Genomic DNA, 26,141 nt, shown 5'->3' with positions numbered 1-26,141 from the left:
AGAACCGACTATTCGGCCCGTGACAACGGGAACAGGATGGCCTCACGGATGCCGATGCCCTGCAGCAGCATGACGAGCCGGTCGACGCCGAGCCCCATGCCACCGGCCGGCGGCATGCCGAACTCGAGGGCGCGCAAGAAGTCCTCGTCGACGTCCATCGCCTCGGGGTCACCCGCAGCGGCGAGCCGCGACTGCTCCTCGAGCCGTTCGCGCTGGATGACGGGGTCGTTGAGCTCGGAGTAGGCCGGGGCCAGCTCGACGCCGTTGATGATGAGGTCCCACGCCTCGACCAGGCCCGGCTTGGTGCGGTGCTTCTTGGCGAGCGGGCGCACGGCCTCGGGGTAGTCGCGGACGAATGTCGGCTGGATCAGCGTGTGCTCGACGAGCTTCTCGTAGAGCTCGAGCACGATGTCGCCTGCGACCCAGTGCGGCTGGAGCGCGACCTCGTGCTTGGCCGCCAGCGCCTTGAGGTCGTCGGCGGACGTGTCGTTGTCGACCGTCGCGCCGGTCGCGGCGGAGACGAGCTCGTGGATCGTGGCGTGCTTCCACTCGCCCTCGAGGTCGATCTGCGAGCCGTCGCGACCCGGGACCACGGTCTTGCCGATTGCGCGTGCGGCATTGACGACCAGGTCTCGCGTGAGCTCGGCCATCGTGTCGTACGAGCCGTAGGCCTCGTAGGCCTCGAGCATCATGAACTCGGGGTTGTGGGTGTTGTCGACGCCTTCGTTGCGGAACGTCTTGCCGATCTCGTAGACCCGGTCGACGCCGCCGACGAGCGCGCGCTTGAGGTCGAGCTCGATCGCGATGCGCAGGAGCATGTCCTCGTCGAACGCGTTGGTGTGCGTCTCGAACGGCCGGGCCGCCGCGCCACCGTTGGTGTGCTGCAGGACCGGGGTGTCGACCTCGATGAACTCGTGCGCGTCGAGGGTCGAGCGGAGCGACTGCAGGACCTTGGCCTTGACGCGTACGTTCTCGCGGGCCTCGGGCCGCACGATCAGGTCGACGTAGCGCATGCGGCTACGGGCCTCGTCGGACAACGGGTTGTGCTCGTTGGGCAGCGGGCGGACCGTCTTGGCGGCGATCTGCCACGAGCTCGCCATGACGGACAGCTCGCCGCGCTTGCTGGTGATGACCTCGCCGGTGACCGCGAGGTGGTCGCCGATGTCGACCGTCGACTTGAACGCCGCGAGCCGGTCCTCGCCGACGCCGTCGAGCGAGATCATGGCCTGCAGCGGTGTGCCGTCGCCCTCGCGGAGCGCGACGAACACGAGCTTGCCGGTGCCGCGGACGAAGATGACCCGGCCCGCGACGGTCACGGTGTCGCCGGTCTGGGTGTCCGGGCCGAGCGCCTCTGCGTCGTACGTGTCGACGATCTGCTTGAGCGTGTGGGTGCGGCCGACGACGACGGGATAGGGCTCCTCGCCGCGGTCGATGAGCTGCTGGCGCTTGTCCAACCGCACGCGCATCTGCTCGGGGAGGTCGTCCTCGGGGGCAGGGGTGCTGGTCGCGTCGCTCACGAGGGTCGATCCTATCGGTGCGGGCGGTGGCCCTCAGCCGGCGGCCGCGCAGAGCTCCGGCTCGCGGTCCCGGACCGAAGAATCTGGTTTTGTCCGGCTATGGGCGGACAAAACCAGATTCTCTCGTCAGACAGCCAGCATCACTCGTGGTTCTTCTCGTGGATGAGGCGCAGGCCCGTGAGGGTCAGCCAGGGGTCGCGAGTCGTGATGGTGGCGCAGTGGTCGACGACGGCCTCGGGATAGGAGCCGGTGGCGATGACCGTGACGTGGTCGGGATCGGCGTCGAGGGACTCGATGATGCGGGTGACGAGGCCGTCGACGAGGCCCGCGAAGCCGTAGACGATGCCGGACTGCAGGGCCTCGACGGTGTTCTTGCCGATGACGTCGCGCGGCAGGGCGAGCTCGACGCTGCGGAGCTGGGCACCGCGACGGGCCAGAGCCTCGAGGGAGAGCTCGACGCCGGGAGCGATGGCGCCACCGATGTAGCGGTTGGCGTCGTCGACCACGTCGAAGATCGTGGCGGTGCCGTTGAGGTCGACGACGATCGCGGGTCCGCCGTAGAGCTCGGCAGCCGCGAGGGCGTTGACGATGCGGTCAGCGCCGACCTCGCGGGGGTTGTCGGTGTGGATCGGTACGCCGGTCTTGACGCCGGGCCCGACGATCGCGACGGGGAGATCGGTCCAATAGCGGTCCTGCATGGATCGCAGCTCGACGAGGATCGCCGGCACGGTGCAGCACAACGCCACTGCGCTGATGTGCGAGATGCCCTCCTGGTCGACCAGGCCCATCAGCAGCATGTACCACTCGTCGGACGTACGCCGCTCGTCCGACGACACCTGCCAGTGCGCGATCAGCTCGTCGTCGTCGAACGCGCCGATCGTCGTGTGGCTGTTGCTGACGTCCAGACACAACAGAGTCATGTGATCACCGCGAGGCCACGAGCGGGTTGTCGATGACGTCGCCGCGTACGAGGCCCGACCCGGCCAGCACCTCGGCCGGGTCGCTGCCGGTGCCGACGACCCGGTTGTCGGCGTCGACGAACACGACGCTCGGCTCGAACGTACGCGCCTCGGTGTCGTCCATCTGCGCGTAGGCGATGAGGATGACGAGGTCGCCGGGGTGCACGAGGTGGGCCGCGGCGCCGTTGATGCCGATCACGCCGCTGCCACGCTCGCCGGCGATCGTGTAGGTCTCGAGGCGGGCACCGTTGTCGATGTCGACGATGTGGACGAGCTCACCCGGCAACAGATCGGCGGCGTCGAGCAGGTCCTGGTCGACCGTCACCGAGCCGACGTAGTGCAGGTCGGCCTGCGTCACCGTCGCGCGGTGGATCTTGGACTTCATCATGGTGCGGATCAACGTCAGGCTCCTAGCGTGAGGGCGGTGTTGTCGAGGAGTCGTGGGGTGCCGACCTTGGCGGCCACGAGCAGGTGGGCGTCGACGCCAGGCCGGGGCTCGCCCATGTCGGCGTCGGTGAGGACGAGATAGTCGGGCGTGATGCCGGCGGACTCGAGCACAGCGTGCGCCTCGGCGAGGACGGCGTCGGCGCCGTCGGGTCCCGCGGCGACGCCGGCCCGGAGGGCGGCGGACAGGTAGGCAGCCTGCCGACGCTCGTCGGCCGAGAGGTAACGATTGCGGGAGCTCATCGCCAGGCCGTCATGCTCGCGTACGGTCGGGCAGCCCACGATCTCGACGCCCAGGGCGAGCTCGCGTGCCATGTGCCGGATCAGGGTGAGCTGCTGATAGTCCTTCTCGCCGAACACCGCGACGTCGGGGCGTACGAGTCCGAACAGCTTGGCCACGACGGTCAGCACGCCGCGGAAGTGCGTCGGGCGTACGGCGCCTTCGAGCACCGAGCCGAGCGGGCCCGGGTCGACCGTGACCGTGTCGACGAGACCGGTCGGATACATCGTCTCGACGGTCGGCGCGAACACGATGTCGACGCCCGCCTCCGCACAACGCTCGAGGTCGGCGTCGAACGTACGGGGATAGGCGTCGAAGTCCTCGCCGGGCGCGAACTGGGTCGGGTTGACGAAGATCGACGCGACGAGCGTCTCGCCGAGCGGCCGGGCGTGCTTGAGCAGCTGCAGGTGACCGTCGTGCAGCGCGCCCATCGTGGGCACGAACGACACGGTCGAGTCACCGTGCGCGGCGTCGAGCTCCGCGCGCGTACGCGCGATGGCCGGCGTTGCCACGGCTCAGATCCCGGCGGCGATCTCGGCGAGCGTGTCCCAGTCGGCCTCGTCGAGCACCTGGCGGATCGTGCTGGCCTGGACCGGGGCGAGGCGGCCGTCGGACTCGGCGCGGCCGGCCGTGGCGCGGGCCATCTCGAGATAGGCGTCGACCGTTGCGTCGTCGACATCAGCGGCGGCGAGTGCGTCGACGTGCGCGCGGATCGTGGTGACGTCGCCGCGGACGACCGGCCCGGTGAGCGCGGCATCGCCGTAGGCGAGAACGTTGTCGAGGGCCGCGGTCAGCAGGGGCCGGAGCACCGCGGCGGGATCGGCGGCGCCGGCCGTGCGGAGCAGGTCCATGGACTGGGCGACGAGGGTGACGAGGTGGTTGGCCCCGTGGGCGAGGGCGGCGTGATAGAGCACGCGATCGGCCTCGTCGACCCACATCGGAGTGCCACCGAGTGCTGCGACGAGCTCCTCGGCGAGCGGGCGCTCAGCCGCGGCGGCGGTCAGGCCGAAGACCGGTGCACGGTCGAGGTCGACCGGGGTGCCGGTGAACGTCATGGCGGGGTGGAACGCGATGGGCCGCGCGCCGAGGCGGGTCAGCGAGGCGAGCGCGTCGAGCCCGTGGCGGCCGCTGGTGTGCAGCACGTATTGGCCGGGGCGGACGGCGCCGGAGGCGGCAAGCTCCTCGGCGATCGCGATGAGGTCGTCGTCGGGGACGGCGAGCACGAGGATGTCACTGGCGGCAGCGAGCTCGACGGGCGTGCGTACGGCGACGCCGGGCAGCAGCGTGGTGATGCGAAGCTGTGAGGCCTCGGACCGGCCGGACACGCCCACGAGGGGATAGCCGGCGGAACGGAATCGTGAAGCGAGAACGGCGCCGACCCTGCCGGCTCCGATGACGCCCATGGAGAAACGCTGCATGCGTGGTGCCTTTCGTTCCAGTCCCGCGAGCGGGTACCAGACAAACTGACGACTTCAGTTTACCTTCGAGAGGCTCTGGCGACAGGGCTACGACCTATGCCATGAGTCACATGGGGATCTTGGCAGTGGCGGTGCCCTCGAGCGGGCCGTCCTGCAGCGTCACCGTGATGGCCCGCGGGGCCCGACGAGCCGCGCCGCGGAGGGTCACGATCCAGCCGGAGCCCGGGTAGGCCCGCTCGCTGCCCGTTCGCGACGTGAAGACCACCGGCTCGCCCCACTGGACGACGTCGACGAGGTCGCCGTCGGTCTTGATCGTCAGCGACGGCTCGCTCGGGTCGACGTTGGGGAACCACGCCGCGACATCGAGGACCAGGTTGGCGCCGTCGTGGTGGATCGCCCGCACGGTCGCCTTCAGCGCGGTCTGCTCGGCCGTCAGCACGTACGCCTCAGGCGGCACCGGGTCGCTCTGCCAGCCCGGCAGGTACGACGTGAGGCCGGACGGCTCAAAGCCCGAAGGATGCATCTCCGATTGCATGCCTTCAGCACGTACGTAGCGCCAGATCGCCTCGCGGTCGCCGGTCGCGAACAGCGCGTAGAGCACGCGGTACTGGGCCGGGACCTCACGCGCATAGCGGTCAGCGGGCGCGGCCTCGACGATGCGCGGCACGCGCGCGACGAGCGCGTCGAGGTAGGTGTCGTCCGCGCGCTCGAGCTTCAGCACGGAGTTGGGGATGTTGTAGCGGAGATACTGCAGCGCCCGCTCGGCTCGTACGTCCGGCAGCGGCGCGAGCACCTCGAGCACCGCGTCGATCGCGTCCTGGCGGGCGTGCACGGCCTCGGCGGTCACCTGCCCCTGCGAGATCGACGACTCCTGGCGGCGCCACGTGTAGCCCATGACCCCCGAGATGTCGATGCCGTGGGCGTCGCGGTAGGCCGTCGCCGTGACGATCTGGTCGCCGGCGAGCAGCACCGTGGGGAACGACAGCTGGGTGGCATCCCAGAACGTACGCCGGAAGATCTTGGCGCACGCGACGGCGTTGACGAGCACGTCGGGCCGCTCGACGAGAGTCGTGTGCCGAGCCGGGTGGGCGTGCAGGTTGCGGATCCACGGCGCGGGCGGACGGATCGCCGTGCCCTCCTGCCGCTGATAGGGCATCACCGAGACGTCGGAGCCGGTCACCTCGAGCACGTCCATCGCCGCCCTGAGGCCGCCGCGAGTCAGCGAGTCGTCCGCGTCGAGGAACGTCAGGAACTCCCCCGTCGCCACCGCGACGGCCGCCCGCCGGGCCTCGCCGACGCCGGCATTGGCCTGGCTCAGCACGGTCACCCGCGCGTCGGCCTTGGCGTGCCGGTGGGCGACGGCGAGGCTGCCGTCGGTCGAGCCGTCATCGATCACGACGATCTCGACCCGGCGATAGTCCTGCTTGCGCGCCGAGATCAGGCACTCGTCGAGGTAGGCCTCGCCGTTGTAGACCGGCACGACGATCGTCAGCAACGGCCGCGAGCGCTGGCGCCACCGGTCCAGCGGCATCGTCACAGCCCGCCGCAGACGCCTCCGAAGTCGAGCCACGCGCCGAGCATAGCGACGAGTGCGTACCGTGATCGCATGACGAGAAGGCCGCTCCCGTGGCGTGAGGCGTGGGAGCGGGCGCTGTACGCCGAGGGTGGCTTCTTCCGGACCTCGAGGCCCGCCGAGCACTTCCGCACCAGCGTCCACATCCCAGCGTTCGCGGGCGCGATCGCCGAGGTTGTACGACGCACAGGCGCACGTCAGGTCGTGGACCTCGCAGCCGGTGGTGGTGAGCTGTTGACCGCGTTGCAGCCGCTCATCGATGTCGAGCTGGTCGGTGTCGAGCTGGCCGCCAGGCCCGCTGACCTGCCCGAGTCGATCGCCTGGCAGCCCGCCCTACCCGACCACGTCGACGGACTGCTGATCGCCAACGAGTGGCTCGACAACATTCCGTGCGACGTCGTCGAGCTCGACGACGAGGGCGTCGTACGCGAGGTGCTCGTCGACCCGGTGACCGGCGAGGAGACCCACGGCAACGCGTACGACTCCGCGTGGCTGCGCGAGTGGTGGCCGCTGGTCGAGCCCGGCGACCGAGCCGAGGTCGGCGAGACCCGCGACGCCGCGTGGGCCGACGCCGTGTCACGGGTGACAGGGACGGCCATCGCGATCGACTACGGCCACACCCGCGACGACCGGCCACCGTTCGGCAGCCTGCGGTCGTACGCCGACGGCCGCGAGGTCGATGTCGTGCCCGACGGCAGCCGCGACGTCACGGCCCACGTCGCCGTCGACTCGGTCGCCGCGACGACTGGAGCGACGTTGATCCGGCAGGCCGACGCGTTGGCCCGGCTCGGACTCGACGGCGCGCGCCCGGCGCTCGAGCTCGCACACTCGGATCCCGGTGCCTACGTCCGCGCGCTGTCGGCCGCGGGCGAAGCAGGCGAGCTCATGGCAAGTGGCGGGCTCGGCGACTTCTGGTGGCTCGTCACGGGCACCCTCGACCATGGAAGACTGACCCCATGACACGGCTGTTGGTCCGTTCCGGCAAGGACCCGTTCACCCCCGTGGTCGCCGAGTCGACGTTGACGCAGGACGTGTTCAACAGCAACAGCGGCAACTACCTGTTCCAGCACTCGGTCTGGAAGGCGCTCTCGACCGACAGCGCGGAGCTCGTCTCCAACGGCACCCTCTCGGAGCGCGTGCCCCCTGAGCCCCGCGACGCGCGCCGCATCAACGACGAGTTCGACCACTTCGTCATCCCGATGGCCAACGCGTTCCGGCCGGAGTTCGCGCCCCGTCTTGACCGGCTCAGCGAGCTGCTCGAGGACCTGACGATCCCCGTCACGGTCGTCGGCATCGGCGCGCAGGCCGCGCACGGCCAGGGCGTCGAGTCGCTCGAGCCGATTGCCGACACGGTCAAGAAGTTCGTGGGACTCGTGCTCGACCGGTCGGCCTCCATCGGCGTACGCGGGGAGTTCACCCGGTCCTACCTGCTCGGCCTCGGCTTCCCCGAGTCGTCCGTCGAGGTCATCGGCTGCCCGTCGCTGTTCCTGCACGGCCGCGACTTCCGGGTCGACAAGCTGGTCGACTCGATCTCGATCGACAGCCCGCTGGCGCTCAACCTGACACCCGAGGTGGCCGGCATCGGGGCGTTCGCGACGGCACAGGCGGCCCGGCACCCCAACCTCACCTACATCGGCCAGGACGCCCATGACCTGCGCATGCTGCTGTGGGGCACCCCGTTCCCGCACGTGCACGACCCCCTCGTGCCGGTGCACCTCGACCACCCGCTCTACCAGTCGGACCGCATCAGGCTCTTCCTCGACACCTGGACCTGGTACGACTTCCTGGCCACGCAGGACTTCGCCTACGGCACCCGGTTCCACGGCAACGTCGCAGCGCTCCTCGGACGTACGCCGGCGCTGCTGCTGGCCCACGACTCGCGGACGCTCGAGCTCGCCGAGTACCACCGGATGCCCTACACCCTGATGCCGGAGTTCACCTCCGAGCTCAAGGCCGAGGACCTCTACGAGTCGACCGACATGGCCGAGTTCAACGCCGCACTGCCCGAGGGGTTCGACCGCTACACCGCGTTCCTCGAGCGCAACGGCCTCGAGCACATCTGGACCGAGGGCAACGGCACCGGCGACTTCGACGAACGCCTCGCCGCAGCGACGTTTCCGCGACCCGTTCATCCCCTGATCGCCTCGGACGGTCACGAGGTCGCGTCCCGGCTCAAGTGGCTGCGCGACGGCATGGTCCTCGACATCACGCGCCACCCCCAGGCGTACGAGCACCCCTTCCCGCACCCGCCGTGGAGCGGCGCCGGCAGCCGGCACGCCCGCATCCAGACGACGACGGCTGAGAAGCTCGCGACGCAGAAGCGGCAGATCGACGAGCTCTATGCCCGACTCGAACGGGTTGAGCGCAACTCACCGCGTGGCCTCACCAAGCGGCTGATCCGATACGTGCAGCAGCTGGTCAGGCGGCGCCGATGACCGAGGTCACCGCCAGCGTCGGCACCGGCTTCGCCACGACCGACATGGTGCTCAACATCGGTCCGCAGCACCCGGCGACGCACGGTGTCCTGCGCCTGCGGCTGACCCTCGACGGCGAGCGGGTCGTGGCGTGCGAGCCGATCATCGGCTACATGCACCGCGGTGCGGAGAAGCTGTTCGAGGTCCGCGACTACCGCCAGATCATCATGCTGGCCAACCGGCACGACTGGCTCAGCGCGTTCTCCAACGAGCTGGGCGTCGTGCTCGCGGTCGAGGACATGCTCGGCATGGAGGTACCGGAGCGCGCGACCTGGATCCGTACGCTCCTCGCCGAGCTCAACCGGGTGCTCAACCACCTGATGTTCCTCGGCTCCTACCCGCTCGAGCTCGGTGCCATCACGCCGATCTTCTACGCGTTCCGTGAGCGCGAGACGATCCAGGAGGTCATGGAGGAGGTCTCCGGCGGGCGGATGCACTACATGTTCAACCGCGTCGGCGGGCTCAAGGAGGACATCCCGGCGGGCTGGACCGGGCGGGCGTCGGCGGCCATCTCGACCGTACGGACGCGTCTGCAGGAGCTCGAGGACCTGATCTTCGGCAACGAGATCTTCCGGGCCCGCACCTGTGACGTCGGTGTGCTGTCGAAGGAGCTGGTCGAGGCGTACGGCGTGTCCGGGCCGATCGCGCGCGCATCGGGCCTCGACATGGACCTGCGGCGCGACGAGCCCTATCTCGCGTACGGCGAGCTGCAGGACGTGCTGCGCGTGCCCGTGCTGACCGACGGCGACTGCCACGCCCGGTTCGCGATCCTGCTGGAGCAGACCAAGGTGTCGCTCGACCTCGCCGACGCGTGCCTCGCGCGGCTCGCGAACATCGCGCCGGGGCCAGTCAACGTGCGGCTGCCCAAGATCCTCAAGGCGCCCGAGGGCTCGACGTACGTGTGGACCGAGAACCCGCTGGGGCTCAACGGCTACTACCTCGTGTCGCGGGGCGAGAAGACGCCGTGGCGGCTCAAGCTGCGCACCGCGTCGTTCAACAACGTCGCGGTGCTGCCCGAGATCGTCGGCGGCGCAGTGGTGGCCGACCTCGTTGCGATCCTCGGCTCGACGTTCTTCGTCGTCGGCGACGTGGACAAATAGCGATCGCATCGCGTTGAGGTCGCTTCTTGCCTCGATCGGTGACGTCCGCCAACCCAGAGACTCTCGCTGGGCTCTTTGCGGGAACGGCCGAGCTCGCCACCTCACTGACCTGATGTCGCGACCTCGGTGACTCTGGTGATCTCGGTGCGGGCCACGGAGCGGTCGCGGAGCGGTGCGGCGGCCAGGCGACGGGGATCGGCCATGTACGCCTCGAGAGCGGCGTCGTCGGGCAGCTCGATGATCTGCACCTCGTAGGGACCGTCGCTTCGCTCGACCGTGCGTACGCGCTGGAGCAGCCGGGCGCCGTGATCGCCCAGCAGGCTCAGGACCTCGTCCTCGTACGTCGCGAGGAGTCCCTCGTTGCCCGGCACCGCCCAGAGCTGTACACACAGCGTTAGTGACATGGGGTCATCGTAAGGTCGGATCATGGCCGACTCCACGCCCCGCATCCCGACCCCGATCGACACGCTCGCCGAAGCATGGCTCGACACCATGCTCGAGCTCGAGCCCGAGCTGCACATCCATCTCGGTCGTCCCGGCCGCGAGGCCGACTACGCCGACCGCTCCCCCGACGGCGCCGCCGCGGCCGCCGATGCGGCCAAGGCGATGCTGGCGCGCGTACGCTCCGCCGTCCCGGTCGACCAGGTCGATCGCGTCACGCAGGCCGAGCTCATCCGCATACTGAGCCTCGACGTCGAGAAGCATGATGCCGGCTTCTGGCAGCGTGACCTCAACGTCATCGCCTCGCCGGGCCAGGACCTCCGCGACATCTTCGACCTCATGAGCACCGACACCGACGACGACTGGGCACACGTCGCCCGCCGGATGCACAACATCCCCGGGGCGATGGCCGGCTACCTCGAGTCGCTGCGCGCCGGCATCGCGGCCGGCAACGTCCCGGCAGTCCGTCAGGTGCGCGAGGTCGCCGACCAGGCCCGCAAGCAGGCCGGTGCCGACAGCTTCTTCCTGGCCATGGCGGCCGGCGCCGACGTGCCCGATTCACTCAAGGGCGAGCTGGAGGCGGGAGCCCGTGCAGCCACCGCGGCGTACGCGGGCATGGCGGAGTTCCTCGACCAGGAGCTCGCGCCGCACGCGCCCGAGGCGGACGGCGTCGGGCGCGAGCACTACGCCATCGCCTCGCGCTACTTCGTCGGAGTGGAGATCGACCTCGACGAGACCTACGAGTGGGGCATCGACGAGCTCGCCCGCATGGTCGCCGAGCAGGAGCGGATCGCCGACCAGATCCTGCCGGGCGCCACGGTCGCCGAGGCGATCCAGCACCTCGACGCCGATCCGGCGCGCAAGCTGCACGGCACCGACGCGCTGCAGGCGTGGATGCAGGAGACGAGCGATCGTGCCGTCGCCGACCTGGGGCGTACGCACTTCGACATCCCCGAGCCGATGCGCCGCCTCGAGTGCAGGATCGCCCCGACGCAGGAGGGCGGCATCTACTACACGCCGCCGAGCGAGGACTTCGAGCGCGCAGGACGCATGTGGTGGAGCGTGCCCGAGGGCATCACCGAGTTCGACACGTGGCGCGAGCTGACGACGGTCTACCACGAGGGCGTGCCCGGCCATCACCTCCAGTGCGGCCTCGCGGTCCACAACAGCGCCGAGCTCAACGGCTGGCGCCGCGTCAACTGGAACTCCGGCCACGGTGAGGGCTGGGCGCTCTACGCCGAGCGGCTCATGTCCGACCTCGGCTATCTCGACGACCCCGCCAACCGGCTCGGGATGCTCGACGGGCAGCGCATGCGGGCCGCTCGGGTCGTGATCGACCTGGGCGTCCACCTCGGCAAGCCCAAGCCCGACGGCACCGGCACGTGGAGCGGCGACGACGCGTTCCCGTTCCTGTCACAGCACGTCAACATGAACGAGCCGTTCATCCGCTTCGAGTCCAACCGCTACCTCGGCTGGCCCGGACAGGCGCCGTCCTACAAGGTCGGCCAGCGCATGTGGGAGCGGCTCCGCGACGAATGGGTCGCCACCAACGGCACCGACCTCAAGGAGTTCCACCGCCAGGCGCTCGCCGTCGGCAGCGTCGGCCTCGGCACCCTCCGTGACACGCTCCTGAGCTGACCTCCGCTGACGGGGTCAGGCGGGGGTGGGGTTGGGGCGGCCGTTCTTGGCCTTGCCGCTCTCGCCCTCGTCGTCGTCGCCCGGCAGGCGGCAGGCCCGCTCCAGCAGCAGCGCCGCGGTCATCAGCAACAGGCTGGCGATCGCTGCCGCTCCACCGCGGACGACCCTTTCCTTGCCCAACGGCGAGTCCATCGCATCGAGGTAGGCCAGCGCGAAACCACCGTAGAGGCCGGCGACGAGCGCCCCGACGGTGATGCAGGACTTGGCGATCGAGAGCATCCTGATGCCGTGGTCGGCGGTCATGCGTTCGTGCTTCTTGTGCAGCGTCTGCCACGTGTTCCAGGCGAACGTGCCGACCAGGATCGCCGCAAGCAGCAGCGTGAGCGGCGCGGCCCAGCCGAGCCGCGGCACATTGCCGTCGAGCCGGATGATCAGCGGCGGGATCAGCCGGCCGATCACCAACCCCGAGCCGACCAACGCCACGACCAGGAGCGTCGAGGTGGGCCGGACCCGGTTCATGCGCGAGACGAGATCACAGGATGATCTCGAGGTCCTCGCGCTTGTGTACGCCCTTGGTGTCGACGCCTCCAAGCAGGTCGGCGACGAACCCGCGGCCGGGGATCTCGCCCTCGGGGTCGATCTCGAGCCACGGCACGAGGACGAAGCCACGCTCGTGAGCGCGGGGGTGCGGGAGCTTGAGGGACTCGTCGTCGGCGACGCGCGGGCCGACGACGATCAGGTCGACGTCGAGCGTGCGCGGGGCGCCGGGCTCGGAGCGCTCGCGGCCGAACGCGTCCTCGATCGCCAGCGCCCGGTCGAGCAGCGTGTGGACCGTCAGCGTCGTGTCGATCAGCACCACGGCGTTGAGGAACTTGCCGGAGTCGGCAGGTGTGTCGACCGGGTCCGTCTCGTAGACCGAGGAGATCGCGACGACCGTGACCTCAGGGGTGTCCTCGAGGGCCGAGACCGCGCCCTGAAGCTTGCCATGCCGATCGCCCAGGTTGGAGCCGAGGGACAGGACGGCCTGGCGGATGGGACGCATCCCGCCGGTCATCGTGTCGGCGTCCAGGACGTACGGGGTGGGCGCTTCGGTCACAGTTTGCTCCGCTCTATCGTGACGGCGACATCTTCGAACGTCACCTCGATGGGCGCTTCCGGTTTGTGCACCGTCACGCTAACCCATTGGACCGACTCTTCGGCCAGGCACAAGTCCACCATACGGAGCGCGAGCGACTCAATCAGGTCGACCGGCTCCCCCACGATGGCATCGTGTATCTGCTGGGCGAGGACGCCGTAGTGGACCGTCTTGGTCAGGTCGCCCTCGCGAGCCGCCGGGCCGAGGTCGAGGCCGAGGCTGACGTCGGCGATGAAGGTCTGCCCGTTCTGGCGCTCTTCGGGAAACACGCCATGGAAACCCGTCGCCGCAATGCCGCGCAGGTCGATGCGGTCCAGGCCGTTCGGGATCATGCAGAGTCCTCGTCATCGATGTGCAGCTCGGCGATCGGGGAGGCGTGGCGCGACCAGAACTTCCAGCCCCCGTGTTCCTTGACCAAGATACTGGTGCACACCGCCTTGCCCCCCGCGAAGGCCTCGGCGGACGACAGTCCCTCACCCGACAGGATGTTCTCGGTGCAGGTGATGACGGCCGTGGTCGGCTCGGCGTCGCCGCGCGGGAACGTCGTGACCTCGACATCGGTGAGGAAGAACTGGATGTAGCCGACGTTGGCCATCAACACGGTCCACGACCGCAGCACCTGGGCCGTGCCGCGCAAGGGCAGGGCGCCGGGATGGATGCACGAGGTGTCCGCATCGTCGACCCACAACGACGCCATGAGGTCGACGTCGCCGGTCTCGACGGCGTCGTAGAACAGCCGGTGCGACGTGAGGTAGTCGCTCACTCCGCCTCCTGGGCGAGCCGGGCCACCACGCGTACGGCATCGGCGGAGGCCGCGGGCTCGTGCACACGGACGCACCACGCGCCGGCCTGGGCGGCGATCGTGGTGATCGCGGCCGTCGCGTCGTCACGGCCGTCCGTGGGGCGCAGCTCGTCGCCGTCGGCCAGCAGCTCGCCGAGGAACCGCTTGCGCGAGGCGGCGACCAGCACGGGGTGGCGCAGCTCCACGAACGCGTCGAGGTGCGCCAGGACGGTCCAGTTCTGCTCGCCGGTCTTGGAGAAGCCCAGGCCCGGGTCGAGCACGATCCGCTCGGGGTCGACCCCCGCGTGCACCGCGGCGTTGAGCTGCACCATCAGCTCACGGACGATGTCGTCGACGAGGTCGTCGTAGTGCGTGTGGTGCTGCATCAGGGCCGAGTGCGCCCGCCAGTGCATCAGGACGATCGGCGCGTGCGCCCGCGCGGCGAGGCGCACCATCTCGGGATCGGCGCGGCCACCCGACACGTCGTTGACGAGCACGGCACCGGCGTCGAGCGCCCGCTGCGCTGTCGAGGCCCGCATCGTGTCGACCGAGACGGTGATGCCCTCGGCCACCAGGCCCTCGATCACCGGGATGACCCGGCGGAGCTCCTCGTCGCCGTCGATGCGGCTCGCGCCGGGCCGGGTCGACTCGCCGCCGACGTCGACCAGGTCGGCGCCGTCGCGTACGAGGTCGATGCCGTGCTGGATCGCCGTCGGCGCATCGAGCCACTTGCCGCCGTCGGAGAACGAGTCGGGCGTGACGTTGACGACGCCCATCACGAGGCAGCGGTCCTCGGGGAGTCCGGGCAGCACGACGCCCCTAGCGCGCCGTGATGAGGCCCATGGCCTCGGCCCTGGTCGCCGGATCGCGCAGCTGGCCGCGGACAGCGCTGGTGATCGTCTTGGCGCCACCCTTGCGTACGCCGCGCATCGTCATGCAGAGGTGCTCGGCCTCGATCACGACGATGACGCCGCGCGGGTTGAGGTGCGTGATCAGGGCGTCGGCGATCTGCGTCGTCAGGCGTTCCTGCACCTGCGGACGGCGCGCGAAGACGTCGACGACCCGCGCGAGCTTGGACAGCCCGGTGACGCGGCCGCCGTCAGTCGGGATGTAGCCGACGTGAGCCACGCCGAAGAACGGCACCAGGTGGTGCTCGCACATCGACCACATCTCGATGTCCTTGACCAGGACCAGCTCGTCGTGGCCGACGTCGAAGACCGCGGTCAGGACCTCTTCGGGGTCCTGGTCGAGCCCCGCCAGCAGCTCCTCGTACGACTTGGCGACCCGCGCAGGCGTGTCCCGCAGACCCTCACGGTCCGGGTCCTCACCGACCGCGAGCAACAGCTCGCGAATGGCCGCCTCGGCCCGCGGCCGGTCCACCGTCATGGCAGCTCGGGGTCGCCGTGCACGTCGCCGGCGGCGGGTGTCGGGGCGTCAGATCCACTGTCGGGCCCGATCACGACCGGCGTCCCGTTGGTGCCGTTGGTGCCGCTGTAGGACTTGCCCGGAATCGTGGCGACCGGCGGACGCGTCGACGGCACGCGGGTCTCCGAGCCGGTCCAGGCCGGACGCACCTCGCGCCGGCGGAGCGGCTTGAAGATCTCGGCGACCTGCGACTTGTCGAGCGTCTCCTTCTCGAGCAGCTCGGTCACCAGGGCGTCGAGCACGTCGCGGTTCTCGTTGAGGATGTCGAACGCCTCTTGGTGGGCGTAGGAGATCAGCTTGTTGATCTCCTCGTCCACGACGGCGGCGACGGCTTCGGAGTAGTTGCGCGCGTGGCCGATGTCGCGGCCCAGGAACGGCTGCGACTCGTTCTCGCCAAGGCGTACGGCACCGAGGCGCTCGGTCATGCCGTACTGCGTCACCATGGCGCGAGCCAGGCCGGTGGCCTTCTCGATGTCGTTGCCGGCGCCGGTGGTCGGGTCGTGGAACACGAGCTCCTCGGCCGCCCGGCCGCCCATCATGTAGGCGAGCTTGTCGAGCAGCTCGGCCCGCGTCTGGGAGTACTTGTCCTCGTCGGGCAGCACCATCGTGTAGCCCAGCGCCCGGCCGCGCGGCAGGATCGTGATCTTGTGGACGGGATCGCTCTGCGGCAGTGCCGCGGCGACGAGCGCGTGGCCACCCTCGTGATAGGCCGTGATCCGCCGCTCGTCCTCGTTCATCAGACGGCTGCGCTTCTGCGGGCCGGAGATGACGCGGTCGATCGCCTCGTCGAGCGACGTGTTGGTGATCGTCTTCTCGTTGTTGCGAGCGGTCAGCAGCGCTGCCTCGTTGAGCACGTTGGCCAGGTCGGCACCGCTGAACCCGGGGGTACGGCGGCCGATGGCCTCGAGGTCGACGCCGGGTGCGATCGGCTTGCCGCGCGAGTGCACCTTGAGGATCTGCGTACGTCCGGCGAGGTCGGGCGCCTCGACGCCGATCTGCCGGTCGAAGCGGCCCGGGCGCAGCAGCGCCGGGTCGAGCACGTCGGGACGGTTGGTCGCCGCGATCAGGATGACCCCGCCGCGTACGTCGAACCCGTCCATCTCGACGAGCAGCTGGTTGAGCGTCTGTTCGCGCTCGTCGTGGCCGCCGCCCATGCCGGTGCCGCGGTGGCGTCCGACGGCGTCGATCTCGTCGATGAAGACGATCGCCGGGGCGTTCTCCTTGGCCTGCTCGAACAGGTCGCGGACGCGGCTCGCGCCGACACCCACGAACATCTCGACGAAGTCGGAGCCGGAGATCGAGTAGAACGGGACGCCCGCCTCACCCGCGACCGCACGGGCGAGCAGCGTCTTGCCAGTGCCGGGAGGGCCGTAGAGCAGGACGCCCTTGGGGATCTTGGCGCCGACGGCCTGGAACTTGGCCGGCTCCTGGAGGAACTCCTTGATCTCGCCGAGCTCCTCGATCGCCTCGTTGACACCCGCGACGTCGGCGAACGTCGTCTTGGGGGTGTCCTTGGTCATGAGCTTGGCTTTGGACTTGGCGAACTGCATGACGCGGCCGCCACCGCCCGCGGCGTTGTTCATCATGTAGATGATCAGCAGGAAGATCAGGATGATCGGCAGGAGGCTGAACAGCACCGACAGCACGGGGTTGGACTTGGGCACCTTGACGTCGAACGACTTGAGCTGCTTGCCCGCCTTGGCCTTCTCGGCCTGCTCGACGAGGCGTGCGCCCTGGTCGCCGAGGTACTTGCTCTTGACCTTCTTGCCGTCATCGAGCGTCGCCTGGATCTGCTGGTCACCGTCGACGAACGTGACGTCCTTGACCTTGTTGTCGTCGAGGTAGCTCACCATCGTGCCGGTCGTGACCGACTTGTAGCCGTCGGCGTTGGAGGACAGGCTGATGATCGCGATGACAGCCAACGTGATCAGGATGATCCAGAGCCACGGGCCCTTGAAGAGGCGTTTGAAGTTCATGTACGGCGTGGAGCGGGTCCACTCCTCCTGGTGTGCTGGTCGGTAATGAGACGGTACACGCAGCGCCGTCTCCCAGTTGAACGAGTATCCAGCCGTTCAACGTTCCCCGTATGCGTTCGCCCGCAGCGAACCATCCCTCGTATTGCTAGGAATAGACGTGCGGGGAGAGCGTGCCGATGCACCGCAGGTTGCGGTACTGCTCGTTGTAGTCGAGGCCGTAGCCGACCACGAAGGCATTGGGGATGTCGAAGCCGACGTACTTGACCTCGACCTCCATCTGCTGCGCCTCGGGCTTGCGCAGGAGCGTCGCGATCTCGACCGACGCCGGGCCGCGCGAGCGGAGGTTGGTGATGAGCCACGACAGGGTCAGGCCGGTGTCGATGATGTCCTCGACGATCAGCACGTGCCGGCCCTGCAGGTCGGTGTCGAGGTCCTTGAGGATCCGGACCACGCCGGACGACTTGGTGCCCGAGCCGTAGGACGACACCGCCATCCAGTCCATCTCGACGTGGCGGTCGAGGCTGCGGGCGAGGTCGGCCATGACCATCACCGCCCCCTTGAGCACGCCCACGAGGAGGATGTCCTTGCCCTCGTAGTCGCGCTCGATGTCCGCGGCCATCTCCTTGAGCCGGCTCACGATCTGTTCTTCGGTGAACAGCGTCTGATCGAGCTCGAGGTCGTCTTCGACATGCGTCAGGTCCACGGGATCAGCCTCCCACAGGGGTCCTGACGTACGACAGGGAATCCCCCTCCCGTACGCAGGCGATTCCTCCGGGCAGCTCGATCCGCACCTGGCCGTGCCAGTCGGTGACCAGCCGGTCGAGCGCGGCGAGGTGCGCGGCGGTCAGCGCGGACCCGTCGGCGCCGGCCTCGAGGGCACCGCGGCGGAGCACCCGCGAGCGCAGGGCCGGGTGCAGATCCGTCAGGGTCGGGACATCCAGGGGCAGCTCGACGGCCGCCGCAGCATCGTCGAGGTACAGGGAGTCGCTCCGCACCTGGTCGGCCGTGCGCGCGAGCGCCTCGGCGACGCCCCCACCGAGGACGTCCTCCAGCAGCGGCATCAGTTCGGCGCGGAGCCGTGACCGTCGGTAACCCGGGTCGCTGTTGTGCGGGTCGGTCCACCACTGCAGCCCGTACGCCTGGCAGATGCGCTCGGTGTCGACCCGCCGGAGCGTCAGGAACGGCCGCCGGAGCACGCCGTCGACCGGAGACATGCCGGCGATCGAGCGCGGACCGGAGCCGCGGCCGAGTCCCAGCAGGACCGTCTCTGCCTGGTCGTCGAGCGTGTGCGCCAGCAGGATCGCTTCGGCAGCCGTACGTTCGAGGGCTGCGTAGCGCGCCCGGCGCGCGGAGGCCTCCGGCCCGCCCGCGGTGCCGACGTCGACGGCGACGACCTCGGAGGGGATCCCCAGGCCGGCGAGCTGCTCGGCGGCCCGGGCCGCGACGGCCGCGGAGCCGTCCTGCAGCTGGTGGTCGACGACCATGCCCGACAGCTCGTACGCCTCGCGCTCGGCCACGAATGCGGTCACCGCCGCGAGCGCCAGCGAGTCGGCGCCGCCGGAGACCGCGACGACGATCCGGCTGCCGGGCCCGAGGTCGGCCAGCGCAGCACGTGCGAGGTTGCGTCCCGTCGCGACCGCAGGGTCGAGTGCGCCGCCCATGGTGCTGCGCTCAGCCGTGCACGCGGGCGACCCACGAGGACGGGTCGAGGATCTCGGACTTGGTGGGCAGGTTGGCCGGTTCGGCCCACACGGCGTTGAAGCCCGAGAGGCCGACCTTGTCGTTGACCTCGCGGACGAACTCGGCGCCGTCGCGGTACTGGCGCATCTTGGCGTCGAGGCCGAGCAGGCGTCGCAACAGGCGGTCGAACGTGCCGGCGCCCTTGCGGCGCTGCGTGAACTTGCGCCGGATCTCGGCGACGGTCGGGATGACCTCGGGGCCCACGCCGTCCATCACCACGTCGGCGTGGCCCTCGAGCAGCGACATGATGCCCGTCAACCGGTCGACGATCTCGCGCTGACGCTCGTTCTGGAACAGATCGGCCAGCGACGCCTCGGAGTCGCCGCGGGCGATCCGGATCGCCTCGCCGAGCCCGTCCGTGACGAGCGAGGAGAGCGCAGAGGCGTCGAGATCGGTCGCCTCGACGAACTCGTCGAGCAGGGAGCGCATGTGGTCGCGCATCCAGTCGACCGCGGTGAACTGCACCCGGTGGGTCTCCTCGTGCAGGCACACCCAGAGGCGGAAGTCGTGGGGATCGACGTCGAGCTGCCGCTCGGCCTGCACGATGTTGGGCGCGACCAGCAGGAGACGGCCGCCCTCGCCGTCGGGGCCGTCCCAGAACGGGTCGAACTGGCCCAGCACCTTGGTCGACATGAACGACATCAGCGCACCCAGCTCGGCGCCGCTGATCTTCTCGCCGACGACCCGGCCGACGCCCGACGGCATCTTGTTGGCGGCCGCAAGCTTGGCCATGACCGGGTCCATCATGATCTTGAACGTGTCGAGGTTGGCCTCGACCCAGCGCGGGCGGTCGACGACCAGGACCGGCGCGGTGGCCGAGGTCGCGTGCAGGTCGCTGAACTCGCGGACCGGCCCCTCCGACCTGGCGGCACCCTCGCGGAGCTCGGCCACGGCTTCGGCGACCTCGGCCGCCGAGAGGTCAGGGCCGGGCTTCGACAGCTTCGTCGCCGTCGAGAGCGCGAGCTTCCAATCGATCATGGGCCTACGGTACGCGTGGCGTGGGAGATGTCCCTTCGACAAGCTCAAGGACCCAGGCGACAAGCTCAAGGACCCAGGGTCGAGCGTCCTCTCGAAATCCGGGTCATTGCCCCTTGAGCCTGTCGAAAGGGCTCGGGTTACTGACCGCACCGGCAGGCGGCTATCGCAGCGGCGACCTTGTCGAGGGCGGCCTGCGCCTCGAGCGGCGCGACCTTGCTCGTGCGGTCCGCCATCACGGCGAACACGACCGGGCGACCCTCGGCGTCGAGCGCGTAGCCCGCGAGCGAGTGGACCCCCGTCAGCGTGCCGGTCTTGGCGCGGACTGTCCCGAGCGAAGTCTTGAGCTTGGCGAACCGGTCGACCAGGGTGCCGGTGAACCCGCTCACCGGCAGGTCCGCGACCAGCTGTGCCGTGCGCGGTGTCGACGCCGCGACGTTGACGGTCTGCGCCAGGGTCAGCGGCGCGATCCGGTTGCGGCGCGAGAGCCCGCTGCCGTCGTGCAGCACGAGTCCTTGCGTGTCGATGTCGGCCTGCTCGAGGACGTCGGTCACGGCCTCGGTGCCGCCGTCGAACGTCGCCGGCTTGCCGGCCGCGATCGCCAGCTGCCGCAGCATGACCTCGGCCGCCTGGTTGTCACTCACCCGGATCAGCGTCGCGACGATGCGGGCGACCGTCGCACTGCGCACGGCAGCCAGCGTCGTGGCGTCGTCCGCCGCGGTGGTCGCTGACGGCTCGCCGGTGACCGTGATGCCGCGATCCTCCAGGAGACCCGCGAACGTACGCGCGGCACTGGCGGCTGGATCCTTCGCACGTATGCCGTTCGCCTCCCCTTGGTCGGCCCACAAAGCGCTGACCGGCGTGACGATGTTCTGGCTGACGTACGAGGACTCCCATGCGGGGCTGGCATCGGGGCCGCTGAACAACGACGCGTCGAAGCCGACGCGGACGCTCGTCGTCCCGGTCCTGTCGAGGGCTGCAGCGGTGCGCTTGGCCAGCGTCGTCAGGTCGGCGCGGATGACCGGATCGCTGGTCTTCGTACGCTTGACCGCGAGGTAGGGGTCGCCGCCGCCGACCAGCACGATGCGGTCGCCCGACCCGACGACGCGAGTCGTGAAGCGGCGCTGCGAGTCGATCAGCGACAGCGCCGCGAAGCTCGTCAGCACCTTGGTCGTCGACGCCGGGACATACGCCCCGGAGCCCGACGACGCGAGCTCGGTGCCGTTCGAGGGTGTGACGGCGGAGAAGCCGACGTGCGGGCCGAGCACGCCGGCGTCCAGCATCGGCGTGACGGCGGCCTTGAGCTTGGCCGGATCGACGTCACCGGGCTTCGGCAGTCGCGGCCCCGGCTCGGCAGGCTGCGTGTCGGACGTCAGCGAGCGTGGCGGGATGACGTTGGCCGGCCCGCAGTCGCCGTCGCAGATCAGGCTGTTGAGGTCGCCGCGGGACCACAGGACGATGCCGAGCGCTACGACGAGCGCGAGGACCAGCGTCGGGATCGCGATCGCGCCGCGAGGCTTCGAGACCCTGGTTTCCCCGTGAGACGGCACATGCGCCAGACTATAGAAACCCGTTGCGCGGCCTTCATGGCCCGCGCCCCCCACATTCAACAGCCGGAGGCACCAGTGATTTTCGACGTCACCGTGGAGATCCCCAAGGGCAGCCGCAACAAGTACGAGGTCGACCACGCGACGCATCGCATCCGCCTCGACCGCACGCTGTTCACCGCGACGCAGTACCCGGCTGACTACGGCTTCATCGACGACACGCTCGGCCTCGACAGCGATCCGCTCGACGCTCTCGTGCTGCTGTCGGAGCCGACGTTCCCCGGCTGCGTGATCTCGTGCCGCACGATCGGCATGTTCCGCATGACCGACGAGGCCGGCGGCGACGACAAGGTCCTCTGCGTGCCGGCCAAGGACCCGCGCCAGGAGCACCTGCGCGACATCCATCACGTGCCCGAGTTCGACCGTCTCGAGATCGAGCACTTCTTCACGGTCTACAAGGACCTCGAGCCCGGCAAGTCCGTCGAGGGCTCCACGTGGACCGGCCGGGTCGAGGCCGAGGCCGAGATCCAGGCCAGCTACGACCGCTTCAAGGCCAACGGCGGCTACTGAGCGGTCGCGCCTGGTCCACCCCCGGCGCACACTGGTGCGATGAAGCGCTGGTGTCTCGCGGCCATGGCGGTCGTCCTGCTGTCCACCGTCGTCTCGCCCGCCTCAGCGGCGACGACCCGCCCCACGATCGACGTCACGGTCGTCAGGTCGGGCCTCGCGATCCCCTGGGACCTCGCCTTCCTGCCTGACGGGTCGATGCTCTACACCGAACGCTCCCTCAAGCGGCTGACCCTCCGCACGCCCGGCGGGACCGAGCGGGTCCTGCTCGACTCGCCGGCGGGGATGTGGGCGTCGGGCGAGACCGGGCTGATGTCGGTCGAGGTGCCGGCCGACTTCGCCACGACGCACGACATCATCACGTGCCACGGCTATCAGTCCGGCACGACCCAGGACGTACGCGTCGTGCGCTGGCACCTCGACGACACCCTCTCGCACGCGACTCTCAAACGTACGCTCGTCAGCGGGCTGCCTTCGACGAGCGGCCGGCACGGTGGCTGCGCGCTGCTCCGGGGCTCGGGCAACATGCTCTTCATCGGCACCGGCGACGCCGCAACGGGGCGCAACCCGCAGAGCCTGTTCTCCGGTGGCGGCAAGGTGCTGCGGGTCGACGCCACGACCGGCGGCACGGTGCCGGGCAACCCGTTCCACTCCAGCGCCAACCTCATGAAGCGCAAGATCTACACCTACGGGCACCGCAACGTGCAGGGCCTCGCCCGGCGTGCCGACGGCCCGATCTGGTCGGTCGAGCACGGCAGCTATCGCGACGACGAGATCAACCTGCTGCGCAACGGCGGCAACTACGGCTGGAACCCGGTGCCGCGCGAGCCCGGCGACGCGTCGTACAACGAGGGCGCCGATTCCCCGATGACCGACCACAGCCTGCCCGGGACCCAGGTCGATGCGCGCTGGCGTTCGGGCGACCCGACCAAGGCGATCAGCGGGGCGACGTTCGTCAGCAGCTCCGGGTGGGGCGGCTGGCGCGGGGCACTGGCGGTCACCGCGCTCAAGGACACCTCGCTGCGGATGCTGCGGTTCAGCTCGACCGGCACGCTGCTCGAGACGTGGAAGCCTGCCGAGCTCAACCACACGTACGGGCGACTGCGCGGTGCCGTGCAGGGACCCGATGGCGCGCTCTACGTGACGACGTCCAACGGCAGCAACGACAAGATCCTGAAGATCACGCCGTCGACCTGATGACCACACGACGGATCGCCGGATTTCCCGGATTTCCCGTCGCGCATCAGGTTGCATGGGGTGCGACAGACGCATCACCCTGCAAGGACGCCGAACCATCACACTCCCACGCCACATCCTCAGGACCACTCTTGCCGTCGTGACCGCAACCGCGGTCGCGCTGGGCAGCGCTCTGCTGGCTCCTCCGAGCCAGGCCACGACGACCCCGACGATGGTCGTGATCGGCGACTCGATCACGTGGCGCGGCGACAACATCCCCGGCAGCACCAACCGTGGCTGGTGGTCCTACCTCGGCCGGGAGCTGGAGCTCCGCATCATTCGGCACGCCGAGCGAGGATCGGGTTTCGGCAAGCGGGGCAAAGCCGCTGACGGCACGTCGGTCTGCGGCGGGTCCACGTTCTACGGCCGCCTCGCCAGGCCGGAGGTCGCCGCCGACGTCAAGACCGCGCGCCTGGTGATCGTCGCCGGCGGGGTCAACGACATGTATCGCTGCGTCTATCGCAACGGCGCCTGGTCGCAGGTGCCGACCACCGAAGGGCAACTCAAGCGCGACGTCCACCGCACGATGCTCCGCCTCGCCGAGCTGCGGCCCACCCGCCGTTCGTCGGTCTACATCACCGCTCCCTACGGGCCCTACGCCGCCGGCGCGGCGGCCAAGACCTGGATCGTCCCGCTGATCAAGGCCGAGGCCCTGGCCGCCGGCTTTCGCTACGTCGACACGTCGCGCGGCACGCTCGACGGCGACCGCACCGACGACGGCGTGCACCCCAACTACGCCGGGAACCTCAGGCTCTTCCACGACCTGTACGTGTACGGCGTGATGGCGCGATGGGGGGCGGGCGTCACGGACTACTCTCGCGGTGACGTGGCGTCGCCGCCGGCTCCGACGGGTCAGCCGTACGACCCCGACAGCCGCTGACCGCAGGTCCAGGCCGTACGGGTCCGGGCTACGTTGGGACGCGTGAGTCCACGCACCCCTGATGCCCTGCGCACCGCGCTCGCCGCCGTCCTCCCGTCCGTCCGCGCCGACCTCGAACGCCTCGTCCTGATCCCCTCGGTCAGCGCCGCCCCCGAGCACGCCGACGACGTCGAGCGGTCCGCCGAGGCGACCCGCGACCTGTTCGCCGCCGAGGGATTCGACACCCAGATCCTGCGCGGCGGCGGTGCGCCGGCGCTGCTCGCCACGAAGCCCGGCCCGCCGGGCAGCCCCACGGTCCTGCTGTACGCGCACCACGACGTACAGCCCGAGGGCGATCACGCGGCGTGGGACTCGCCGCCGTTCGAGCCCACCGAGCGCGACGGGCGCCTGTACGGCCGAGGTGCGGCCGACGACAAGGCCGGCATCGCCGTGCACCTCGCCGCCGTCCGCGCCCTCGGTGACCCGTTGCCGGTCGGCGTCAAGGTCTTCGTCGAGGGCGAGGAGGAGATCGGCTCACCGACGCTCGAGGCGTTCATCGCCGAGCACGGTGCGCTGCTCGAGGCCGACGTCATCGTGATCGCCGACTCGGGCAACTGGGACATCGGCGAGCCGGCGCTGACCACGAGCCTGCGTGGCCTGGTGCGCGCGACGCTCGAGGTCCGCACGCTGCGCCACGGCGTCCACTCCGGGATGTTCGGCGGCGTCGTACCCGACGCCCTCATGGCGCTGACCCGGATCCTCGCGTCGCTGCATGACGATGACGGAACAGTCGCGGTGCCGGGACTCGTGACGACCGAAGCGGCCGACGTCGACTACCCGCACGACCGCCTGGTCGCCGAGTCCGGCCTGGCCGACGGCGTGGAGCTGATCGGCACGGGCTCGTCCGTCGAGCGCATGTGGACCAAGCCGGCGCTGACGGTGACCGGCATCGACGCACCGGCCGTCGAGGCGGCGAGCAACACCCTCGTGCCGGCCGCCCGGGCGATGATCTCGATGCGCATCGCCCCCGGCGACAGCTGCGAGGCGGCGTACGAACGGCTCGAGGAGCACGTGCTGGCGCACGTGCCGTGGGGCGCGCAGGCCACCCTGACGTACGCCGACGGTGGCGAGCCGACCGCCCTCGACGCGACCGGTCCGGCGTACGACGCGGCACGCGAGGCGATGCGGGAGGCCTGGGACGGGGTCGCGCCGATCGACATGGGCGTGGGCGGGTCGATCCCGTTCATCGCGACGTTCGCCGACGCGTTCCCGCAGGCGGCGGTCCTGGTCACCGGCATCGAGGACCCCGACACCCGGGCACACGGCACCAACGAAGGCCTGCACCTCGCCGAGTGGGAGCGGGCCTGCCTCGCGGAGGCCCTGCTGCTGGCGCGGCTCGGGGAGGGTTAGAGCTTCGAGCTCTTGAGCAAGGCCCGCATCGTGTCGGCGAACACCCCGACGTCGATCGTGTTGTCGAGCGATCGCAGCGTGCCGAGGCCGATCCCGAGACTCAGGAGCGTCGTCGCAGCCTGGTCGGCATCGACGGTGTCACCGAGGCCCGCCTCGGCCGTCACCTGGCGGACCAGCTCGGCGATCGCGGCGCGGATCTCGCGGTGCCGCTTGACCAGCTCGGTCGCGACGTAGGGACTCTGCCGTGCGATGGCGCCGAACTCGACCTCGAGGGCGGTCCAGCGCGGCTGGCCGAGACCCTCGCGGGCCCAGGCGGCGAACGCCTCGATGCGGCCGTCGAGGTCGGTGTCCTGCGAGAACGCGGCGACGACGCCCTCGATCTGCTCCTCGTGAATGCTGTCGAGCACCGCCATGCAGAGCTGTTCCTTGCCGGCGAAGTTGGAGTAGACGGCGCCCTTGGAGAAGCCCGCGCGCACAGCGACCTTGTCGAGCGACGTGGCGGCGTAGCCGTCGGAGAGGAACATCTCACGGGCGACCTCGATCAGCCGCTCACGGGTCTGCGCCTGCCGCTCGGCCCTCGTGACCCGCGTGCTGGTGACTGCCACAAAGCTCTCCTTCATCCCTTTGCATCGTACTCAGATACCGA

General features: G+C 69.9%; 27 protein-coding genes. 8 read left to right on the top strand and 19 right to left on the bottom strand.

The window, feature by feature from the left end:
* Window positions 1–8: 8 nt before the first annotated feature.
* From lysS to ESP70_RS07020, 6 genes are all read right to left on the bottom strand, one after another.
* Window positions 9–1,466: a lysine--tRNA ligase gene (gene lysS / locus ESP70_RS07045; RefSeq protein ID WP_149689692.1), complete on the bottom strand. Its 1,458-nt coding sequence runs from the start codon at window positions 1,464–1,466 to the stop codon at window positions 9–11.
* Window positions 1,467–1,657: 191 nt separating this feature from the next.
* Window positions 1,658–2,437, bottom strand: coding sequence for a type III pantothenate kinase (locus ESP70_RS07040; protein ID WP_149688646.1), 780 nt, complete (start codon window positions 2,435–2,437; stop codon window positions 1,658–1,660).
* 4 nt (window positions 2,438–2,441) lie between these two features.
* Window positions 2,442–2,876 carry an aspartate 1-decarboxylase gene (panD, locus tag ESP70_RS07035; RefSeq protein WP_149688645.1) on the bottom strand — a complete coding sequence of 145 codons (435 nt, stop codon included), beginning with the start codon at window positions 2,874–2,876 and terminating at the stop codon, window positions 2,442–2,444.
* A gap of 2 nt (window positions 2,877–2,878) precedes the next feature.
* A complete protein-coding gene (gene panC / locus ESP70_RS07030; protein WP_149688644.1) occupies window positions 2,879–3,712 on the bottom strand; it encodes a pantoate--beta-alanine ligase in 834 nt (277 codons plus the stop codon).
* 3 nt (window positions 3,713–3,715) lie between these two features.
* A complete protein-coding gene (locus tag ESP70_RS07025; protein WP_149688643.1) occupies window positions 3,716–4,618 on the bottom strand; it encodes a Rossmann-like and DUF2520 domain-containing protein in 903 nt (300 codons plus the stop codon).
* Between the two features lie 106 nt (window positions 4,619–4,724).
* Window positions 4,725–6,188 carry a glycosyltransferase family 2 protein gene (locus ESP70_RS07020; RefSeq protein WP_149688642.1) on the bottom strand — a complete coding sequence of 488 codons (1,464 nt, stop codon included), beginning with the start codon at window positions 6,186–6,188 and terminating at the stop codon, window positions 4,725–4,727.
* A gap of 36 nt (window positions 6,189–6,224) precedes the next feature.
* Here ESP70_RS07020 and ESP70_RS07015 point away from each other — a divergent pair, with 36 nt between their 5' ends.
* Genes ESP70_RS07015 through ESP70_RS07005 form a run of 3 tightly spaced genes read left to right on the top strand, consistent with a single transcriptional unit; the run spans window position 6,225 to window position 9,765 of the window.
* Window positions 6,225–7,151 carry an SAM-dependent methyltransferase gene (locus ESP70_RS07015; protein ID WP_149688641.1) on the top strand — a complete coding sequence of 309 codons (927 nt, stop codon included), beginning with the start codon at window positions 6,225–6,227 and terminating at the stop codon, window positions 7,149–7,151.
* The gene (locus tag ESP70_RS07010) at window positions 7,148–8,626 is read left to right on the top strand and encodes a polysaccharide pyruvyl transferase family protein (RefSeq protein ID WP_149688640.1); all 1,479 of its coding nucleotides are present in this window, start codon (window positions 7,148–7,150) and stop codon (window positions 8,624–8,626) included. The genes ESP70_RS07015 and ESP70_RS07010 overlap by 4 nt, the downstream gene beginning before the upstream one ends.
* Window positions 8,623–9,765: an NADH-quinone oxidoreductase subunit D gene (locus ESP70_RS07005; protein WP_149688639.1), complete on the top strand. Its 1,143-nt coding sequence runs from the start codon at window positions 8,623–8,625 to the stop codon at window positions 9,763–9,765. Before ESP70_RS07010 ends, ESP70_RS07005 begins: the two co-directional genes overlap by 4 nt.
* Window positions 9,766–9,866: 101 nt before the next feature.
* On the opposite strand, the gene ESP70_RS07000 is transcribed toward ESP70_RS07005, so the two are convergent.
* A complete protein-coding gene (locus ESP70_RS07000) occupies window positions 9,867–10,169 on the bottom strand; it encodes a DUF1330 domain-containing protein (RefSeq protein ID WP_149688638.1) in 303 nt (100 codons plus the stop codon).
* A 22-nt stretch (window positions 10,170–10,191) separates the two neighbouring features.
* Here ESP70_RS07000 and ESP70_RS06995 point away from each other — a divergent pair, with 22 nt between their 5' ends.
* A complete protein-coding gene (locus ESP70_RS06995; RefSeq protein WP_149688637.1) occupies window positions 10,192–11,844 on the top strand; it encodes a DUF885 domain-containing protein in 1,653 nt (550 codons plus the stop codon).
* 15 nt (window positions 11,845–11,859) lie between these two features.
* Here the strand turns inward: ESP70_RS06995 and ESP70_RS06990 are convergent, their stop codons facing one another.
* The 11 genes from ESP70_RS06990 to dacB form a co-directional block, all read right to left on the bottom strand.
* Window positions 11,860–12,363: a DUF3180 domain-containing protein gene (locus ESP70_RS06990; protein ID WP_149688636.1), complete on the bottom strand. Its 504-nt coding sequence runs from the start codon at window positions 12,361–12,363 to the stop codon at window positions 11,860–11,862.
* A 13-nt stretch (window positions 12,364–12,376) separates the two neighbouring features.
* The gene (gene folK / locus ESP70_RS06985) at window positions 12,377–12,940 is read right to left on the bottom strand and encodes a 2-amino-4-hydroxy-6-hydroxymethyldihydropteridine diphosphokinase (RefSeq protein WP_149688635.1); all 564 of its coding nucleotides are present in this window, start codon (window positions 12,938–12,940) and stop codon (window positions 12,377–12,379) included.
* Entirely contained in the window at window positions 12,937–13,311 is a 375-nt protein-coding gene (folB, locus tag ESP70_RS06980; protein ID WP_223148655.1) for a dihydroneopterin aldolase, read from the bottom strand. The genes folK and folB overlap by 4 nt, the downstream gene beginning before the upstream one ends.
* On the bottom strand, window positions 13,308–13,742 hold the full coding sequence (locus ESP70_RS06975) for a nuclear transport factor 2 family protein (RefSeq protein WP_223148654.1): 435 nt from the start codon (window positions 13,740–13,742) through the stop codon (window positions 13,308–13,310). Before ESP70_RS06975 ends, folB begins: the two co-directional genes overlap by 4 nt.
* Window positions 13,739–14,536, bottom strand: coding sequence for a dihydropteroate synthase (gene folP, locus ESP70_RS06970; RefSeq protein WP_149689689.1), 798 nt, complete (start codon window positions 14,534–14,536; stop codon window positions 13,739–13,741). Before folP ends, ESP70_RS06975 begins: the two co-directional genes overlap by 4 nt.
* A 43-nt stretch (window positions 14,537–14,579) precedes the next feature.
* Complete coding sequence (gene folE / locus ESP70_RS06965; protein WP_149688634.1) at window positions 14,580–15,146, bottom strand: GTP cyclohydrolase I FolE; 567 nt, start codon at window positions 15,144–15,146, stop codon at window positions 14,580–14,582.
* Window positions 15,143–17,161 (bottom strand): ATP-dependent zinc metalloprotease FtsH, encoded by a 2,019-nt coding sequence (gene ftsH / locus ESP70_RS06960; protein WP_149688633.1) that lies wholly within the window; start codon window positions 17,159–17,161, stop codon window positions 15,143–15,145. Before ftsH ends, folE begins: the two co-directional genes overlap by 4 nt.
* A gap of 145 nt (window positions 17,162–17,306) precedes the next feature.
* Window positions 17,307–17,864, bottom strand: coding sequence for a hypoxanthine phosphoribosyltransferase (gene hpt / locus ESP70_RS06955; RefSeq protein WP_149688632.1), 558 nt, complete (start codon window positions 17,862–17,864; stop codon window positions 17,307–17,309).
* A 4-nt stretch (window positions 17,865–17,868) separates the two neighbouring features.
* Window positions 17,869–18,822, bottom strand: coding sequence for a tRNA lysidine(34) synthetase TilS (tilS, locus tag ESP70_RS06950; RefSeq protein ID WP_149688631.1), 954 nt, complete (start codon window positions 18,820–18,822; stop codon window positions 17,869–17,871).
* Window positions 18,823–18,832: 10 nt separating this feature from the next.
* Window positions 18,833–19,879 (bottom strand): zinc-dependent metalloprotease, encoded by a 1,047-nt coding sequence (locus tag ESP70_RS06945; protein ID WP_149688630.1) that lies wholly within the window; start codon window positions 19,877–19,879, stop codon window positions 18,833–18,835.
* A gap of 137 nt (window positions 19,880–20,016) precedes the next feature.
* A complete protein-coding gene (gene dacB / locus ESP70_RS06940; RefSeq protein WP_188110542.1) occupies window positions 20,017–21,426 on the bottom strand; it encodes a D-alanyl-D-alanine carboxypeptidase/D-alanyl-D-alanine endopeptidase in 1,410 nt (469 codons plus the stop codon).
* A gap of 36 nt (window positions 21,427–21,462) precedes the next feature.
* Here dacB and ESP70_RS06935 point away from each other — a divergent pair, with 36 nt between their 5' ends.
* The 4 genes from ESP70_RS06935 (at window position 21,463) to ESP70_RS06920 (ending at window position 25,495) form a co-directional block, all read left to right on the top strand.
* Window positions 21,463–21,993, top strand: coding sequence for an inorganic diphosphatase (locus tag ESP70_RS06935; protein ID WP_425458387.1), 531 nt, complete (start codon window positions 21,463–21,465; stop codon window positions 21,991–21,993).
* Window positions 21,994–22,032: 39 nt separating this feature from the next.
* Window positions 22,033–23,187, top strand: a complete 1,155-nt coding sequence (locus ESP70_RS06930; RefSeq protein ID WP_149688628.1) for a PQQ-dependent sugar dehydrogenase — start codon at window positions 22,033–22,035, stop codon at window positions 23,185–23,187.
* Window positions 23,188–23,326: 139 nt separating this feature from the next.
* Window positions 23,327–24,106, top strand: a complete 780-nt coding sequence (locus ESP70_RS06925; protein ID WP_188110541.1) for an SGNH/GDSL hydrolase family protein — start codon at window positions 23,327–23,329, stop codon at window positions 24,104–24,106.
* 42 nt (window positions 24,107–24,148) lie between these two features.
* Complete coding sequence (locus ESP70_RS06920) at window positions 24,149–25,495, top strand: dipeptidase (protein WP_149688626.1); 1,347 nt, start codon at window positions 24,149–24,151, stop codon at window positions 25,493–25,495.
* Here ESP70_RS06920 and ESP70_RS06915 read toward each other — a convergent pair.
* Window positions 25,492–26,100 (bottom strand): TetR/AcrR family transcriptional regulator, encoded by a 609-nt coding sequence (locus tag ESP70_RS06915; RefSeq protein ID WP_246161948.1) that lies wholly within the window; start codon window positions 26,098–26,100, stop codon window positions 25,492–25,494. The two genes, ESP70_RS06920 and ESP70_RS06915, sit on opposite strands and share 4 nt — an antisense overlap.
* Between the last annotated feature and the right edge of the window lie 41 nt (window positions 26,101–26,141).

Source organism: Aeromicrobium ginsengisoli, from assembly GCF_004134905.2.
Classification (GTDB): Bacteria; Actinomycetota; Actinomycetes; order Propionibacteriales; family Nocardioidaceae; genus Aeromicrobium; species Aeromicrobium ginsengisoli.
Note: the sequence above shows the minus strand (reverse complement) of the source record. Positions and strands in the feature narration are given on the sequence as shown.

Coding starts and splice junctions, on each gene's coding strand:
- ESP70_RS06935 (WP_425458387.1), top strand. CDS start 21,463: ATGGCCCGCGCCCCCCACATTCAACAGCCGGAGGCACCAGTGATTTTC.
- ESP70_RS07040 (WP_149688646.1), bottom strand. CDS start 2,437: ATGACTCTGTTGTGTCTGGACGTCAGCAACAGCCACACGACGATCGGC.
- ESP70_RS06995 (WP_149688637.1), top strand. CDS start 10,192: ATGGCCGACTCCACGCCCCGCATCCCGACCCCGATCGACACGCTCGCC.
- ESP70_RS07015 (WP_149688641.1), top strand. CDS start 6,225: ATGACGAGAAGGCCGCTCCCGTGGCGTGAGGCGTGGGAGCGGGCGCTG.
- lysS (WP_149689692.1), bottom strand. CDS start 1,466: ATGCGCGTGCGGTTGGACAAGCGCCAGCAGCTCATCGACCGCGGCGAG.
- ESP70_RS07010 (WP_149688640.1), top strand. CDS start 7,148: ATGACACGGCTGTTGGTCCGTTCCGGCAAGGACCCGTTCACCCCCGTG.
- folP (WP_149689689.1), bottom strand. CDS start 14,536: ATGGGCGTCGTCAACGTCACGCCCGACTCGTTCTCCGACGGCGGCAAG.
- ESP70_RS07025 (WP_149688643.1), bottom strand. CDS start 4,618: ATGCAGCGTTTCTCCATGGGCGTCATCGGAGCCGGCAGGGTCGGCGCC.
- ESP70_RS07000 (WP_149688638.1), bottom strand. CDS start 10,169: ATGTCACTAACGCTGTGTGTACAGCTCTGGGCGGTGCCGGGCAACGAG.
- ESP70_RS06930 (WP_149688628.1), top strand. CDS start 22,033: ATGAAGCGCTGGTGTCTCGCGGCCATGGCGGTCGTCCTGCTGTCCACC.
- ftsH (WP_149688633.1), bottom strand. CDS start 17,161: ATGAACTTCAAACGCCTCTTCAAGGGCCCGTGGCTCTGGATCATCCTG.
- tilS (WP_149688631.1), bottom strand. CDS start 18,822: ATGGGCGGCGCACTCGACCCTGCGGTCGCGACGGGACGCAACCTCGCA.
- ESP70_RS06945 (WP_149688630.1), bottom strand. CDS start 19,879: ATGATCGATTGGAAGCTCGCGCTCTCGACGGCGACGAAGCTGTCGAAG.
- folB (WP_223148655.1), bottom strand. CDS start 13,311: ATGATCCCGAACGGCCTGGACCGCATCGACCTGCGCGGCATTGCGGCG.
- folE (WP_149688634.1), bottom strand. CDS start 15,146: ATGACGGTGGACCGGCCGCGGGCCGAGGCGGCCATTCGCGAGCTGTTG.
- ESP70_RS06990 (WP_149688636.1), bottom strand. CDS start 12,363: ATGAACCGGGTCCGGCCCACCTCGACGCTCCTGGTCGTGGCGTTGGTC.
- ESP70_RS07005 (WP_149688639.1), top strand. CDS start 8,623: ATGACCGAGGTCACCGCCAGCGTCGGCACCGGCTTCGCCACGACCGAC.